The sequence below is a fragment of the Mycolicibacterium novocastrense genome (assembly GCF_001499835.1).
Taxonomy (GTDB): Bacteria; Actinomycetota; Actinomycetes; order Mycobacteriales; family Mycobacteriaceae; genus Mycobacterium; species Mycobacterium novocastrense.
The window spans coordinates 130309-146026 of sequence record NZ_LQIH01000012.1 but is presented as its reverse complement, the minus strand read 5'-3'; the positions used below and the strand labels follow the sequence as shown (position 1 = coordinate 146026).

General features: G+C 65.9%; 17 protein-coding genes. 10 read left to right on the top strand and 7 right to left on the bottom strand.

Translation table 11 applies throughout. The annotated features are described in order from the left end of the window. Positions 1-5: 5 nt before the first annotated feature. The 5 genes from AU072_RS11040 to AU072_RS11020 form a co-directional block, all read right to left on the bottom strand. Positions 6-527 carry an MBOE_33420 family protein gene (locus AU072_RS11040; protein WP_456237907.1) on the bottom strand — a complete coding sequence of 174 codons (522 nt, stop codon included), beginning with the start codon at positions 525-527 and terminating at the stop codon, positions 6-8. Between the two features lie 84 nt (positions 528-611). After that, positions 612-1019, bottom strand: a complete 408-nt coding sequence (locus AU072_RS11035) for an SRPBCC family protein (RefSeq protein ID WP_064413817.1) — start codon at positions 1017-1019, stop codon at positions 612-614. Positions 1020-1059: 40 nt separating this feature from the next. Beyond that, positions 1060-1575 (bottom strand): MBOE_33420 family protein, encoded by a 516-nt coding sequence (locus tag AU072_RS11030; RefSeq protein ID WP_064413816.1) that lies wholly within the window; start codon positions 1573-1575, stop codon positions 1060-1062. Positions 1576-1600: 25 nt separating this feature from the next. Further along, complete coding sequence (locus tag AU072_RS11025; RefSeq protein WP_064413815.1) at positions 1601-2374, bottom strand: DAPG hydrolase family protein; 774 nt, start codon at positions 2372-2374, stop codon at positions 1601-1603. A 1-nt stretch (position 2375) separates the two neighbouring features. Further along, positions 2376-3713 carry an FAD-binding oxidoreductase gene (locus tag AU072_RS11020; RefSeq protein ID WP_064413814.1) on the bottom strand — a complete coding sequence of 446 codons (1338 nt, stop codon included), beginning with the start codon at positions 3711-3713 and terminating at the stop codon, positions 2376-2378. A gap of 66 nt (positions 3714-3779) precedes the next feature. On the opposite strand from AU072_RS11020, the gene AU072_RS11015 reads away from it, so the two are divergent. Then, positions 3780-4451 carry an IclR family transcriptional regulator gene (locus AU072_RS11015; protein ID WP_064413813.1) on the top strand — a complete coding sequence of 224 codons (672 nt, stop codon included), beginning with the start codon at positions 3780-3782 and terminating at the stop codon, positions 4449-4451. On the opposite strand, the gene AU072_RS11010 is transcribed toward AU072_RS11015, so the two are convergent. Further along, entirely contained in the window at positions 4452-5117 is a 666-nt protein-coding gene (locus AU072_RS11010) for an O-methyltransferase (RefSeq protein WP_064413812.1), read from the bottom strand. Between the two features lie 307 nt (positions 5118-5424). Between AU072_RS11010 and AU072_RS11005 the strand changes: the two genes are divergently transcribed. The 9 genes from AU072_RS11005 (at position 5425) to AU072_RS10970 (ending at position 14841) form a co-directional block, all read left to right on the top strand. Then, complete coding sequence (locus AU072_RS11005; protein ID WP_082680739.1) at positions 5425-5760, top strand: type VII secretion target; 336 nt, start codon at positions 5425-5427, stop codon at positions 5758-5760. Positions 5761-5945: 185 nt separating this feature from the next. Then, a complete protein-coding gene (locus tag AU072_RS11000; RefSeq protein WP_235629827.1) occupies positions 5946-6866 on the top strand; it encodes an ESX-1 system-associated protein in 921 nt (306 codons plus the stop codon). Between the two features lie 1208 nt (positions 6867-8074). After that, entirely contained in the window at positions 8075-9046 is a 972-nt protein-coding gene (locus AU072_RS10995) for an EspK C-terminal domain-containing protein (protein WP_235629828.1), read from the top strand. 83 nt (positions 9047-9129) lie between these two features. Further along, positions 9130-10308, top strand: a complete 1179-nt coding sequence (locus AU072_RS10990) for a zinc-dependent alcohol dehydrogenase (RefSeq protein ID WP_064414020.1) — start codon at positions 9130-9132, stop codon at positions 10306-10308. 205 nt (positions 10309-10513) lie between these two features. After that, complete coding sequence (locus AU072_RS10985) at positions 10514-12364, top strand: hypothetical protein (protein WP_064413809.1); 1851 nt, start codon at positions 10514-10516, stop codon at positions 12362-12364. Then, positions 12361-12528, top strand: a complete 168-nt coding sequence (locus AU072_RS28295; RefSeq protein ID WP_165595643.1) for a hypothetical protein — start codon at positions 12361-12363, stop codon at positions 12526-12528. The genes AU072_RS10985 and AU072_RS28295 overlap by 4 nt, the downstream gene beginning before the upstream one ends. Further along, positions 12525-12950, top strand: coding sequence for a hypothetical protein (locus tag AU072_RS10980; protein WP_064413808.1), 426 nt, complete (start codon positions 12525-12527; stop codon positions 12948-12950). Before AU072_RS28295 ends, AU072_RS10980 begins: the two co-directional genes overlap by 4 nt. Next, entirely contained in the window at positions 12950-14278 is a 1329-nt protein-coding gene (locus AU072_RS10975) for a hypothetical protein (protein ID WP_064413807.1), read from the top strand. Before AU072_RS10980 ends, AU072_RS10975 begins: the two co-directional genes overlap by 1 nt. Positions 14279-14289: 11 nt before the next feature. Further along, the gene (locus AU072_RS10970) at positions 14290-14841 is read left to right on the top strand and encodes a nicotinamidase (protein WP_064413806.1); all 552 of its coding nucleotides are present in this window, start codon (positions 14290-14292) and stop codon (positions 14839-14841) included. On the opposite strand, the gene AU072_RS10965 is transcribed toward AU072_RS10970, so the two are convergent. After that, positions 14838-15659 carry an enoyl-CoA hydratase/isomerase family protein gene (locus tag AU072_RS10965; protein ID WP_082680733.1) on the bottom strand — a complete coding sequence of 274 codons (822 nt, stop codon included), beginning with the start codon at positions 15657-15659 and terminating at the stop codon, positions 14838-14840. The genes AU072_RS10970 and AU072_RS10965 overlap by 4 nt on opposite strands. Between the last annotated feature and the right edge of the window lie 59 nt (positions 15660-15718).

The window sequence follows — 15718 nt, the reverse complement described above, 5'->3', positions numbered from 1 at the left end:
GACGGCTATCGAGGCGGCGGCGGATCGGTCGGCGTCAGCGCGATGGGCAACCAGTACGTGCCCGGCCCCTGGCCCGGGCATCCCGGTGCGGGCACCGTGAACATGCGCTCACCGGAGAAGCTGCCGTCGCCGTTGGGCTTGAGCCAGTCCGAACGCTGCGTCGTCACGGTGCCGCCGCTGCCGTCGGGATTGCAGTAGAAGGGGTACTCGCCGGCGGACTCCCAACGATCGCCGTTCCAGCGGTACTCGAATTGCGCTGGCGCGTTGGGGTCTTGGGAGATCTCCGTCTCCCTCAACCAGCGGGCGACGCAGCCGTTGACATCGCAGTGAGTGGTGAAGAGTCCGAGCTGGGTGGCCGGATGCGCGGACACCGGCGCACCGTTGAACGTCTGTTTCGCGTGATCGAGTAAAGCGTTGTAATAGCCGTAGATCGGCACGGGCTCGGGACGCTCGGCGGTGGCTATGGGTGCCAGCGCCACCACGGTGCAGCCGATGCCCACGGCCACGGACAGTGCTTGAGACCTCACCGGAGCTCCTTTTCGTCGGAGCCCTCCGCGGTCTGAGAACTCTGCGGCTCTGAATAACACAGCGCCACGTCGGATGTCGCCGAATCAGCGAGTTGTGCGCGCGGACGCCAGCCGGGCTATGCGCGGCAGCGCGATCGCACACACAGGCAGGTAGGCGGTCGCCCACCACGGCACGCCGAACACGATTCGGGATCCGCCGTTTTCAGCGATCACCTCATGGCGCGTGGCGCCGACGCCTGCGACCTTCCATGCCCAGCAGCGGCGGGGACGAAATTCTGTGATGGTGAACGGCAGCGCGACACCGACCGGCGTGAACACCCTGCCTTGCGATCCGAGGTGCAGCGTCCCGGCCTCGTCCAGCTCGGCACCCGACACGGTCGGCCCCCACTGAGGCCACGTGTCGAGGTCGGTGATGACGTCCCACACCGCTTCGGGAGCAGCGTCGCTGCCTAACTCAACCGTCGGCATCCCGCGCCGGAATCCGAAGTCCATCTCTGGCAGATGCCCCGGCAAGTGGCGCGTTAAACGACGACTAGGGAGGCGGGGGATCGATGGGAGTCAGAGAGAAGGGCAGCCAGTGGGTACCCGGTCCTTCTCCCGGACACCCCGCCCCGTCGATGACGAGGGTCCGCTCCCCGAAGAAGCTGCCGTCCGGGTTGGGAATCAGATAGTCCGAGCGGGTGGCCTGCACCGCGCTGCTCGGGTCGTGGCGATCGCACAAGTAGGGATACTGGCCGCTTGTCGCCCAACGGTCGCCGTTCCACCTGTACTCGTAGACCATCGGAGCGCCCGGATTGCGGGCATGGTCGTCCTCGTTGTTCCAGTGTGCGACACATCCGTTGACGTCACATTGAGTGGTCAACTCGACGGGCACGGTGATCGCGTTCATCGGCGTCGGACGGCCGTTGAACGTCTGCTTCGAGAAGTCGATGAAGACGTTGTAAAACCCGTACAGTGGCGGCGGTTCGGCGCGGTCCGCGTGCGCGGCGGGAGCCACGACCGCGGCTGCGGCGACGGCAAAGACAGCCACTGGCAACGATTTCGACATAGGCCTGGGTAACACACCGAGGCGATCAGTGCCCGGAGAATCGGTTGAAAAGTTCGGGCAGGAATCGGGCGAGATGGTTCATTTCCTGCGCACAGTGCACCATCAAATCCCGCGGATCCGGAAGCTGACGCGCCGCGACCGGACGAATGACCCTGTCAGTCAACCGATTTCCGTGTCGTACGGCGACATGGCTTCCTCCCATCCAGAACCGTGAACGCATCTCGGCGCCGTCAGCCGTCTCGCGGACCTGATGCACCAGCCAGCCGACATCGACCGGGATGTCGCTGGATCCGAGTCGCGCGCAGATCGCCACACCGTCCCCTAGGTCGCCGAGTCCCAACTCGGACGGCTGCACGAACCGGATCGCAGGTCGGGTGAACGCCGAACCGAGGTACTCCTGCACCAGAGACGTCCGGCCGACGTACCCGCCTTCGCCGCCGCCGTCGGCCCAACGGACGGACACGTGCGCGCGGGGATGCCACAGTTTGTAGCGGCGCGAGTCGCTGCCGTGCCACCCGAACCACCAGTCCCACATGGCCGGTGTGACGCCGGGCATGTCGGTGCGTACCGACACCTGAATACCGCCGTCGCGCAGGACCCCGTACCCGTTCTCGGTCTGCTGATATCCCTCGGCGCGCATCGCGGTGAGGTCGTCAAACGACGGAAGAGTCGGCTCGGCCTGGGGTCCGTGCTCCAACGCCTCGACGACATGGCCTGGAAGAGCCGCCATCTCGGGGGTGTAGAACTCCGCGAACTCGACGGAGAGGTCGTCGTCGCGGTAGCCGAGGTAGGACTTCATGTCACACCCTGCCCATCCAGCTGTAGAACCGCCCGTCGGGGTCGTACTGGGCACGCACGCGGTCGAGGCGGGTCATCGCGTCGTCGGTGGCGAACCGGGCCGGCCGCTGCCCGAGGTTCTCGTCGGCGAGTTGGATGCCCGTGGCCAGATGCGCCATCGCCGCCATGTTCGAGCAGGCCCAATCCGCATAGCGATCGTCGTCGGCGGCATCGTGCCAAACCGTGTACAACGCAAGATAAATGTCGTCCTCGAGGCTGTACGCCATGTCTTGGCGAGCCGGCGAGGGGCCCCAGTTCAACCACAGGAAGTGTGACGGGTGCGGGGGCAGAGTCTCGATGATGCGGCGAATCCCGGGTAGCAGTTCGTCTGCGGATGCCGACGTCCACATGTTGTCGGCGGCGTAGCGGTATCCGGTCGGATAGTTGCTCATGACCCCGTCGTACCAAGTCGCGAGATCCGCCGGTGCGTATGGGACCGCGACGACGGCCCGGTCGCGCACCGGACAGGTATCCAGAAGCGCCAACGCTTGTTTCGCGTCGTCCTCCGAATCCGCGAACACCGGCGACGCCATGACGATCCCCGGCTGCTCGACCCCCGCGCCGGGCACGCTCCTGGACGCGACGATCTGCAACTCGACCCGTCGGTCGACGTCGGCGCTGATCGCCCTGGCCCAGGTGAAGATCTCGTCGGCCAACTCGATGGGATACACGTAGAGGCTGCTGCCGCAGATGGCGGGGCGCCGATACAGCTTGAGATGGAACGCGGTCACCACACCGAAGAAGCCAGGTCCGGAACCTCTTGCCGCCCAGTACATATCGGGATGGCTGTCGGGGCTGCAGTGGATCCTCTCACCGTCGGCGGTCACCACATCGAGTCCGACCACACTTTCGCAGGCCGGCCCGAGAATGCGGCTGTTCCAGCCGTATCCGCCCTGGAGCAGATATCCGCCGATGCACACGCCCTTGCAATGTCCGGCCGGAAAGAACAGATTCTGCGCCTCCAGGTCCGCGGCCAGCAGGCTGCCGCCTTTTCCGGGCCCGACGACCGCGGTCATGCGCTCGGCATCGATCGTGCAGTCGTTCAGGCGGCTGACGTCCAGCAGCATGCCGCCGTCGCGTACGTGGTTACCCGCCCAGCTGTGACCGCCCGAGCGGACACCGACCTGGAGGCCGTGTGCGGCCGCATAGCGCAGCGCAGCGACGACGTCGTCGACGTCAGCGGCTTGCACTACCACTTCGGGATAGCGGTCAGGCGTGCGCGCGTTCCAGACGGTCGCGCGGCGAGCTGCCTCGTATCCGTCGTCGGAGCGGGTGAAGGAACGACCAGATGGGAGCGACATCCGGGACCTCCTTGGTCCGTATACCGAATCTTTGTGAACCGGTATGCGGATCAATATAGTGAGGGCGTGACTCGTCCGGACGGAAATGAACGAACTGATGCGGGGCGGGAAGACGGCATACAGGTGCTGCGCCGCGCCGCAGCGGCACTGGACGAGATCGCCGCGGCACCCGGTCGGCTGCGGCTGGTGGATCTGGGCGCTCAGCTCGGTCTGGCGAAGTCGACCGCGCGCCGCCTGCTGGTCGGATTGGTCGAGGTCGGCTTCGCGGCGGTCGACGACCAAGGCAGATTCTCGCTTGGGGATCGGCTGCTCGGCCTCGGAAGTGCCGATGTCGCAGGGTTGGCCGCGTTGTTCCGGCCGACGCTCGAGGAACTCGCGGCGACCACCGGGGAGACGGTCGATCTGTCGGTGTTGCGGGGCGGCGAGATGTTGTTCATCGAACAGTTGGAATCGGCGCATCGACTGCGCGCGGTATCGGCGGTCGGCATGCGCTTTCCGCTGGAGTCGACTGCCAACGGCAAGGCGGCGAGCGCGCTATTGAACGGGTCGACCGAGGTGGCGTTCGATCGGGACGAACACACGGTCGGGATTTCGGCCGCCGGGGTGGCGGGACGTACGACCGGCGGTCATGTCGTCGCTATCTCGGTGCCCGCGCCGACCGAACGGTTCGTGGCACATGAGGAGCGGATCGTCGCGGCATTGACGGCCGCGGCCGCGACGGCGCCCTGGTCGAGATGACTACTCGACGATGCGGGCGACGGCGAAGCCGTCCCAGCCTTTGAGCCCGACGGTCTGTATCGCGGCGGTTTCCAATTGCGGATGGTCGCCCATCATCTCGAGCATCTCGCGCACGGCGCGGGCCTGGGCATCGTCGGCCGCCGGCTCGAGTACGCGACCGAAACGAGCGATGTTGTCCACCACGATGATTGAGCCCGGCCTGCCCAGCTTGATAGCCCACTCGACGTAGGCGACGTTGTTCTCCTTGTCGGCGTCGATGAAGGCTAGATCGAACACGTCGCCGCGGTCGGCGAGCATCGGAAGTGTGTCGAGTGCCGCGCCGACGATGATCTCGATGCGGTCCTGCACGCCGGCGCGGGCGAAGTTCTCCTTGGCGATCTCGGCGTGCGTGGGGTCGTACTCCAAGGTGACGACGTGGCCGGCCGACCCGACGCCGCGCGCGAGGTTGATGGTGCTGTAACCGGCGAGGGTGCCGATCTCCAGGACGCGGGTGGCCGAGGACAACGACGCCAACAAGTAGAGAAGCTTGCCGTGCTGGCCGGACACCTCGATAGGTGGCATGCCTGCGGCGTTGCCGGACTCACGCGCGGCGCGCAGTGCGTCGTCTTCGGTGTGCAGGATGCGGTTGAAAAGCTCGTCGAGCGTCTTCGAGTCGGGGTCGGACATCTGCGGAACGATAGCGGAAGCGGTTCCCGGCGGCGACGCCCGCCAGCTGGCCCGACAGAGGTTTGCTGGCGTCAGTGGCTGTGGCCGGTTGTCCGGTGACGGTTCGGTCCAGACGCCGCGATGCTGAGTAACTCGTCGTCCGTGGCAGGGAGGTGTCGGACACGGGGATCTGCGTTGAATGTGGCGAGCCGCAGGGATGAAAATTAGCGCGTCGGCCGGTGTTGCGGGTCGGGTAGCATTTGCCGGGTGATGCGGGAGGGGGCATGCCAACCGATCGGTGCGACGCTGGTCGCTGCGCGGATTGACGATGACTGAGACGCTGCGAATCGATACCGACCTGGTGCTCGAGGCCGGCGGGCGGTTGCGTGCGGTCGCGGACGCCATCCCTGAGCCGCCAGCTTCGTTCAAACCGGCTGGTGGTGACGCTTTGTCGACGGCGATCGCTGCCAAAGTCGCTGAAGTGGTCGACCCGGCGATCGCTCAGCTGCCGGTCGTCAAGGCGGAGTTGGCGAAGTACGCGCAGAACGTGGTCAACGCCGCCAACACCTACGACGCGGTTGACCGTCAGATCGCCGAGGAGATACGGAAGCGGCTCGAAACGCTCAGCGATGTTGCCGGGGAGGGGCCGGGGGCCGCGCTGTGAGTTATCCGCCACCGCCTGGGGGTCCGCCGCCGGGCAATCCCGGCCCGCCACAGGGATATTCGGGACCCTACGGTCCGCCGCCGTGGCAGCAGCAGTGGCCGCCGGGCCCGCCGCCGAAGAAGCGCGGCAATGTCTGGAAGTGGCTGCTCGGCGGTGTGGCTCTGCTGGTTGTCATTGGAGTCACTGTGGCAGTGACGGTTTCGGTGACATCGGACAGCGGAGACGGTGACGATCCGGCGCCTTCAGGAGACACTTTCGGCCTAGCAAGCGCCGACGATAAGGGCCCGGCGAACATCATCACCGAAGACCCGAGTTGCGCGGCCTGGGGACCGATCAATGACACCTTCATCGATATTCAGCGCCGTGGTTGGAACGAGCGGGAACCAAGCATTCCCGCTGCAGATTGGACACCAGACGAGCGCCAGAAGTATGAAGAGGTCGGCCGAGCAGCCAGGGAGGCCGCCGGGCAAACCGTGGCGGTTGCTAAGGTCACTCCACATCGCGTAATGCGCGAGCTTTACGCACAGTTCATCGCATACGCGCGGGCTTACAGCGATGCGGTTCCAACCTATGAGCCCACCCACGAGCACCTTGCTGGTGTCTTCACAAACACAGCTTCTACGATCACGTGGGCGTGCTACGCCATCGCGTATGGATCGGCAGAATCGCGGGCACCCCTGATAACCCAACCGCCGCAACCGTCTCAAGTTGCGCCAGTGACAAATCCGGCATCAGCTGAGCGCTTCTTGGAGTCGACCGATCCGATTTGCTCGCGTTGGTATCGACTTGTAGATCGCGTCGATTCAGATACCAAACAGTGGCAGGAGATTGACCCGGCGGTGCCTGCGAGCGAGTGGTCTTCTGAGCAACGTGCGATAGCAGAGAATGCAATCCCAGTGATGCAGCGATTCGCTGATGACATCCAAGAGCTTGGTCTCGAGAGCGAGAATCCGCTGATCCAGGATCTAGCGACCTTTGTGGCTCAGTATCGACGGGCTTACGCCGCTGCACTCCCGACGTATACCAAGGCCGATTCGTACCTGTCGAGCACTTCCGCCCGAGCCGCTGCGATCGTCTATCAAGCCTGCAAGGCAGCCGAGAGCTGACTGTGGGCATTGACAAGCCATTAGATCCACACGGAATGGCGGCACCACCAGCTTGGCCGGAGGCCGATGAGGACGTGCTCGCGAGGTCCGCAATTGCATTCGACGATGCGTCTAGAAAGATCAGCAGCCAGGTTGATAGCTTGCACCGGGAGCGGTCCAAGCTTTTCGAGGGCGCCGACCTTTGGTCCGGCGGCGCAGCGGGAGCGGCCCTAGGGGCACTGAATGTCCGTATCTCCCAGCTTGAGTCGGTAAACAATCAACTCATCGCTTCTAAGCGGTTATTTGAGGGCAGCCGGGACGAAGTAAGGAACACGAAAGAAGCTATAACCACCCTCGTCGTGCGAGCGAACGACCTCATTGACCGCATAATCGGCAGCGCTGAAGGCTCACCTCAGGACAGGCAGGGCGCCATAGATCAGGTCATCCAAACAGTCCGCGGGCATAACCTAGGTCTCGTAACCATGGCTGGCGCTCGTATCTCCGGGGAAATCCCGTTTGAGCCCTCGAAGCCGGAGGCCGCTGAGGATCAGCTCCAATTGCTCAGCCAGCAGCCTGAGAAAGGGCGACCTGCGCTGCCCACCAGTTTCATGGGAGGAGGCTCCGAAGACGGCCCGACGGGTCCACCAATGCTATCGGAACCCTCTATTGCTGGCTCGCCTCCACAATCGTTGGTTCCAGCTTCGGTCGATGGACCGAAAAGCCCATCCGCCACTGCAGCGGATAGCCCGTCCGTGTCTGCTGGACCGAAGGATCTTGGCCCCGATTTGTCCGAATCTGCCAAAGGACCTGGGGTTCCCGTTGATAAGTCCAGTCCTGAACCCGTCATCCCCGGAATCCCCAGTGCGCCAAGCAGTCCCGCAGCTCCTGCGTCTCCACGCATCACCGCTCCGGCCAGTCCCTTATCGAGCGGCGGATCGTCTGCGCCGTCAGCCCCGTCGGCGCCGTCCACGCCGAGCGCACCAAGCACCGTGAACCCCGCAACTGCCACACCGGCTCAGGCGCAGATGGCCGACTTCCAACGGACGATGGCCGAGTCGGCATCCAAAACTGTTTCCCAGTCTCCGATTCCGCCGCCGCAGTCCGCTCCGATTGCCGCGTCGAGTATGCATCCGTCCGATCTTCCCCCGATCGCTGACGCGCCATCGCCCCTACCATCCAGCCAGACCACATCCCCGCCCGCGACAGTCCCAGCGACCGGCCAAGCCCCCGTGGCACCGCTTCCCACGCCCGGCGCTGCTCCCGCTTCACCCATACCCCTGGGTCCACCACCCACTCCGCCCCCGGCCGTTCCTGTCGCACCGGGCGCCAACGTCGGCCCCAGCGTTCTACCCGGCACGGCAGCACCCGGCGCCAACACAGTCGGAGCCCCTGCGCCCGTTCCGGTTTCGGCCGCACGCGCCCAGCGCGAGGCCATCGCGGCCGCCACCCTTCGGCGGCCCGGCAGCGATCCCGCTCAACTCGCACAGCGGATCGCGGCAGCCCTGAACGTCGGCATCACCGATATGGGTTTCTACTGGGTCACCGGCCTCGCGAAGGACGGAACCATCGTCGTCGCCAACAACTATGGCCTCGGCTACGTCCCCGATGATGTGAAACTGCCCGACCGCGTCAAGATGGCCACCGCCGACGAAGGTATCCCCGCTCATGTCCGCGGATCTTGGGCAACGTATCCCATTCTCGCACTTCATGGTTGGGCACAGCACCACAACACCGAGCTTCGCGCCGTAATCGCCACCGAGGATCAGTTCAAGGGCTTCGACCCCGGCGCACCCCGGATCATCCTGCATCCCGACGACATTCCCGATAGCGGCCAGATGGATGGTCGCCATCGCCTTCAGGTGATATCCCCCGACGCGGCAAGTAAATTGGCCGCCATCACCCCGACCGGGCTATCCGAGGTGCTGCCTCCACCACCCACTGACGCCACTCCCCCGGAGGACCGCCGCGCGCTGCTGTGGTTCGAAGTCTTCCGTCCATTGCTCAGCAACTCTCCCGACCGTGCCCCGGTCCAGTTGCAGTGCTTCATCACCTACGCCGACCACGCCCAGGAGCTTGCGCTGCACCGAGCGCACACCGCGACCGACGCCGCCGACCAGCGCGCCGCCATCGCCGACTGGATCTACTGGCAGCACCTGAGCGTGCTCATGCAGGACGCGATCGCGACCGACGCCACCGTCTGACCGCCGCATCACGTTCGAGCACCAGCCGAAGTTTGACGCTCAGCCGAATGGGCACGCCATCCTCAGACCACGAGGAGGCGCGCATGCGAGCAGTCACCTGGCAGGGTCGTCGGAAAGTGTCCGTCGACAACGTGCCCGATCCCGCGATCAAGGAACCCACCGACGCGATCATCCGGGTCACCAGCACCAACATCTGCGGTTCGGACCTCCACCTCTACGAGGTGCTCGGCGCGTTCATGAACCCCGGCGACATCTTGGGCCACGAAGCGATGGGAATCGTCGAAGAGATCGGCAGCCAGGTCGAAGGTCTGCAGCCAGGGGACCGCGTGGTGATCCCCTTCAACATCTCCTGCGGCCACTGCTTCATGTGTGATCACGGCCTTCAGAGCCAGTGCGAAACCACCCAGAACCGCGACCAAGGGACGGGCGCCGCCCTGTTCGGCTACTCGAAGCTCTACGGCGAAGTCGCCGGCGGGCAGGCTGAGTACCTGCGCGTCCCGCAGGCGCAGTACACCCACATCAAGGTTCCCAACGATGGACCCGACGACCGTTACGTCTATCTCTCCGACGTCCTGCCCACCGCATGGCAAGCCGTGGAGTATGCCGCGGTACCCGACGGCGGCACCCTGGCCGTCCTCGGTCTTGGTCCGATCGGCTCGATGGCCTGCCGTATCGCCGCGCACCGCAAGGGCTGCAAGGTCATCGGCATCGATCTTGTCGACGAGCGGCTCTCGCGCGCCCGCGCCTACTGCGATGAGGTCATCGACCTACGCACCGACGACGCCGACGAGGTCGTCAAAAGCCACACCGAGGGTCGGGGCGCCGATTCGGTCATCGACGCCGTCGGCATGGAGGCGCACGGCTCGCCCGTCGCCGAAACCATGCAGACCGCCAGCGGCTTCCTGCCCTCCGCCATCGGCCGCGTCTTGATGAAGAACGCCGGCGTCGACCGACTCGCCGCTTTGAACTCCGCGATCGCCCTCGTCCGCCGCGGCGGCACCATCTCCCTGTCCGGCGTCTACGGCGGCGCCGCCGACCCGATCAACATGATGACGTTGTTCGACAAGCAGATCCAGCTGCGGATGGGCCAGGCCAACGTCAAGAAGTGGGTGCCCGACATCATGCCGTTGTTGACCGCCGAGGACCCGCTGGGCGTCGAGCAGTTCGCCACCCACCGGCTACCGCTCGACGACGCTCCGGGCGCCTATGAAACCTTCCAGAAGAAGGAAGACGGCATGGTCAAGACCATTCTGAAGCCCTGATGCCGATGGATCAGTCTGAGGCTCCGCTACTCGACGCTCTCGTCGACTGCCGCCAACCAACCGCTACGGCCACCCGGCCGCGGCCGACACAACCCTTGAGACAATTCGTGTTGTCGCTACCCGATACCCCTGGTTTCGCAATCGGAAGTTCTGGCAACATTACCGACGAGTAAGGAGTTTCCTCCGACTTCCGGCAGGTGGGCATATGACGAGTACTTGGAAAGCCTCAGAGATTTCGGTAGTGGCCCAGAGCGAGGGCGGCGGCGCCGCCATCCACGAAATCATCGGTCTGTCGATCGCCGCCGCTGTGATCGCCGTGGTGCTGTTGTGGATCGGCTGGATGCACCGCACGCACAAGATCGAGTGGTTGGCCCGCCTCGGCGACTGGTCCGGACGCCGCTTCAAACGGCCGTCGTGGGTCGCCTTGCCCATTGCGCTTTTCATCGCGTCGATCATCTGCGCGCTGTTCGGATTCATCTGGGACGTCAGCCTGCACATCGGCAACGGACGCGACGACGGCGCACTCGCGAACCCCGCTCACTACTTCATCCTCATCGGCCTGTTCGGCATCTTCGTCGCCGGCTGCACCGCAATGGTGCTGCCCCGCGGCGAGGAAGAGCGTCCCGGTCCTGCCGCGGTGCGCATCACCGACCACTGGTATGCCCCCGTGGGCGGCATCGTCATGGCCGGGTGCGGTTTGTACGCGCTGCTCGGTTTCCCCCTCGACGACATGTGGCACCGCATTTTCGGCCAGGACGTCACGCTGTGGGGCCCCACCCACCTGATGATGATCGGTGGCGCGGGCTTTTCCACCCTGGCCGCTGCCTACCTCGAACTCGAAGGCAAACGGGTCCGGACGCCCGACACGCCGCCTGACGGTATCGGTCTGAAGTTCATCCAGTACCTGGCATTCGCCGGGGTGCTGATCGGCATGTCCGTCTACCAGATCGAGTTCGACTTCGGCGTCCCGCAGTTCCGCCAGGTCTTCCAGCCCATGTTGATCGCCGCGGCGGCCGCGCTCGCCCTGGTGGCCGCGCGCATCTTCCTCGGCCGTGGCGCGGCGATCATCGCGGCCGTCATCGCCATCGGCCTGCGCGGGATCGTGGCGTTCCTCGTCACCCCCGTGCTCGACGCACCGGTCAACTGGTTCCCCCTCTATCTCGGCGCCGCCGTCGTAGTCGAGCTCATCGCCCTGACGCCACTGATCAAGCGTCCGGTGCTCTTCGGCGCCGTGGCCGGCCTGGGCGTCGGCACCGTCGGCCTGTGGCTGGAGTCGCTGTGGATCAACGCCGTCTACCACCTGCCGTGGCCTAACAGCATCTGGCCCGAGGCGCTCGCGATGTCCGTACCGGTCGCCATCTTGGCCGGCGCGTGCGGCGCCATGATCGGCATGGTGTTGACCGAACAGCGACTTCCGCGCCGGGCGCTGAGCGTCGGCCTCGTCGTGTTGACGGTGCTTGCGATCGGCGGCGCCGCCGCCAACGGCCTGCGCTACAACGTTCCCGAGAACGCCAACGCCACCATCGTCTTGACCGAAGTCCCCGGTGATGACGACGCGCGGTTCGTCACTGCCGACGTGCAGATCACGCCCGCTAACCTGCTCAGCGAGGATCCGAACTGGGTGTCGGTGCTCGGCTGGCAGGGCGGCCTGCCCAACCAGCGAGGCATGTTCGTCGACAACCTCGAGCAGGTCGGGCCCGGCCACTACCGCTCCACCGAGCCGATGCCGGTCTCCGGCACGTGGAAGACGCTGCTGCGTGTCCACGACGGCCGGATGCTGACGGCGGTGCCGATCTACCTGGCCGGTGATCCCGGCATCGGCGCGGAGGAAGTGCCCGCCGAGCCGAACATGACGCGTCCGTTCGTTTCGGAGATCACGATCCTCCAGCGCGAACGCAGCCCGGATATCCCAGAGTCGTTGTGGCTCATCGGATGCCTGGTGGTGCTCCTGTGCTCGCTCGCCATGGTTGCCGGTGTCACCTGGGGCGGCGGCCGGATCAACCGCAGCGAGCCCAGCGGTAGTGAGGCCGAGCTACAACCCAGTGCGCAATCATGACGGGCGCGCCGAACAGCGCCGACGTCGTGGTCCTCGCCGACCATCCGATTTGGATAGCGGTGCCCGCCTTCGCCCCGGCGATCGTCGTCGCCGGGGTGGTGGTCTACATAGCAATGAAGAACCGTCGTAAACGAGAAGAATCCAACGGGGAAAGCACAACGTGAAACCGACACTCATCCGCTCCGGCGCGATCTGCTTCGCGGCGACACTTCTCGTCGCCGGCTGCGGAGGCTCGCGCGATACCGAACCGGAAGCGAGTAGTCCCGCGCAGTCGACTGTTGGCGCAGCGGACATGCCGGACCAGCAGCGTCCGCCCGATCGCTTGACCATCGACGTCACGATCGAGGGCGGCAACGTCGAACCGACGAACGCGCAGATACAGGGCAAGGTCGGCGAGCCCATCGTGCTGCGGGTCAACAGCGACGCGGCCGATGAACTGCATGTGCACTCGGTGCCCGAGCACACCTTCAAGGTGGACCCGACGCCTGGCCAGCAATTCCAGTTCACCGTCGATGTGCCCGGCAACGTCGAGATCGAACTGCATGACCTGAATCGCGTGATCGCCACCGTTCAAGTTCAGCAGTGATGTCGGGGCCGTCGGTCTCCGTACTGGCCCACGGCCTCGGCGGTTCGACGGATCTGCCGATTCCGTTCACCTACGCCGTGGTCGGGGCCGCATGGGCGTTGACGTTCACCTTCGCGGTGGTGGCGTTCGCGTGGAAGAAGCCGCGGTTCGATCCGGACAATTCGGTTCGCCCCCTTCCTCATTGGGTGACGGCGGTGATCGATGCGCCGGTGACCCGTTGGGTCCTCGCGCTTGCCGGGTTGGGTTTCGCGGTGTGGGTCGGTGTGGCTGCCGTCCTCGGTCCCCAAGACGCGAGGAACCCGCTCCCCGGTGTGTTCTACGTCCTGTTGTGGGTGGGCCTGGTGGCACTCTCGCTGATCATCGGGCCGGTGTGGCGGGCGATATCACCGGTGCGGGCGGTCCTTCGGCTGCTGGGCGGACGGTCGCTGCGCCTGACCTACCCCGGGTGGCTCGGATACTGGCCCGCGGCCTTCGGGCTGTTCGCGTTCGTCTGGTTGGAGCTGGCCAGCCCCGACCCGGGTTCCCTCGGCGCCATCCGTATTTGGCTGCTGATCTATCTTGTCGTCACACTGGCCGGGGCGCTGGTGTGTGGTGAGCGTTGGTGCACCCGGGCCGACCCTTTCGAGATGTACAGCGTGGTGGCCTCGCGGCTGTCGCCGTTTCGCCGAGACCCCGGCACGGGCCGCATCGCGATCGGCAACCCGTTCGACCATCTGCCGTCGTTACCGGTACGCCCGGGCCTCGTCGCCGTCATGGCCGTGCTTCTGGGATCGACCGCGTTCGACAGCTTTTCGGCCATGCCCGAATGGCGGAACTTCGTCGACGACCACTCCTCGTCGACGCTGAGCGCGACCCTCATCAAGACCGCCGGCTTGGCCACCTTTGCGGCCGTCGTCGCCGCCACGTTCTGGCTCGCCTCCATCGCCACCGGCGGTGTGGACCGCGACCGGCGCCGCCAACTGCCGGGGCTGATGGCGCACTCGCTCATCCCGATCGTCATCGGCTACGTGTTCGCCCACTACCTGACCTATCTGGTCGAGCGCGGTCAGCAGACGGTCATCCTGCTGGCCGACCCGCTGGCTCGCGGGTGGAACCTGTTCTGGCTGCAAGACGCGGAGGTCAGCTACTTCCTGTCTCAGCACCCCGCGGTGCTGGCGACGCTCAAGGTCGGCTTCGTTCTGGCCGGGCACGTCGCCGGTGTGGTCGCAGCGCACGACCGGGCCTTGCGCCTGCTGCCGTCGGCCCATCAGCTGACCGGGCAACTGGCGATGATGCTGGTGATGGTCGGCTACACCTTCACCGGTCTGTACCTGCTGTTCGGCGGGTAGCGTCGAAGGGTATGAAGGCGCTCATCATCGTCGACGTGCAGAACGACTTCTGCGAGGGCGGCTCGCTGGCCGTCAGCGGCGGCACCGACGTCGCCCGCAATATCAGCCAGTTGCTCGCCGACCAGACCGAGTACGCACATGTGGTGGCCACCAAGGACTTTCACATCGACCCCGGTGACCACTTCTCCGATGACCCCGACTTCGTGACGTCGTGGCCACGGCACTGCGTCGTCGGTACCCCCGGCGCCGACTTTCATCCGCAGTTGCGGCCCGACGCGGTCGAGGCCGTGTTCACCAAGGGCGAGTACTCGGCCGCCTACAGCGGCTTCGAGGGCAGTGACGAGACCGAAACGTCACTGGCCGACTGGTTGCGTCAACGCGGGGTCGACGAAGTCGACGTGGTCGGAATCGCCACGGACCACTGCGTGCGCGCGACGGCGGCCGACGCCGTAGCCCACGGGTTCACGACGCGCGTCCTGCTCGACCTGACCGCCGGGGTCGGCGTCGAGTCGACGGCCAAGGCCGTCGAAGACCTGCGCGCGGTCGGCGTCCAGATCGTCTAGTCCGCGGCCGTCGGGTCGACGGGCTTACCGGTCCACGACGGCGCTCGCCCCTCAAGGAACGCGCGCACGCCCGCCTTGGCATCGTCGTGTCCCATCAGACGCAGGTGAATCTCGGTCTCGCGGGCGCCGACCGCCGACCGGTCCAGATCGTAGGAGTCCCACAGCAGCCGCTTGCTGGCCGCCACCGACATCGGCGCGGTGTTGACGGCGATGTCGCGGGCAAGGTCCAGCGCGGTGGGCAGCACCTGCGGCGCGGGCAACACCCGGCTGCCGAGGCCGAGCTCGACCGCCCGCGCACCATCGAAAGTCGCCCCGGTCAACAGGATTTCGGCCGCGTTGGCCACGCCGACCAGGCGCGGAAGGATCCAGTGCGAGTAGGCGTCGCCGACCACTCCGCGTCGCACCTGCACGACGCCGTAGCGCCCCTCGGCTGCGAACAACCGGATGTCGCACTGCAGCGCGAGCGTCAGCCCCAACCCGATCGCATGCCCGTTGACCGCCGCGATGACCGGCTTGGGCAGCGTCCAGGCGGGCACATCGATACCGGCCGCGCTGAACCCTGCCCCCGGCGCGGCGAAGGTGTCCTCGCCGGCGGCCAGATCGGCTCCTGCGCAGAACGCGGGCGGGGTTCCGGTCAGCACAATGACCCGCACCTCGTCGTCGCGGCCCAGTCGCCGGTAGGCGTCCGCGAGTTCGGTGCGCATACCGTCGCCGATGGCGTTGCGCTGCCGCGGCCGGTTCAACGTGATGGTCGCGACCCCGTCGTCGAAACCGGTCAGCAGTGTGCGGTAACCGGGCAGGTCGGGGCGGGCAGGCACGCGTTTCTCCTGGCTAGTGTGATTTCGTGCGGAGTTGGTTGTGATGCTGCCGCATCGGG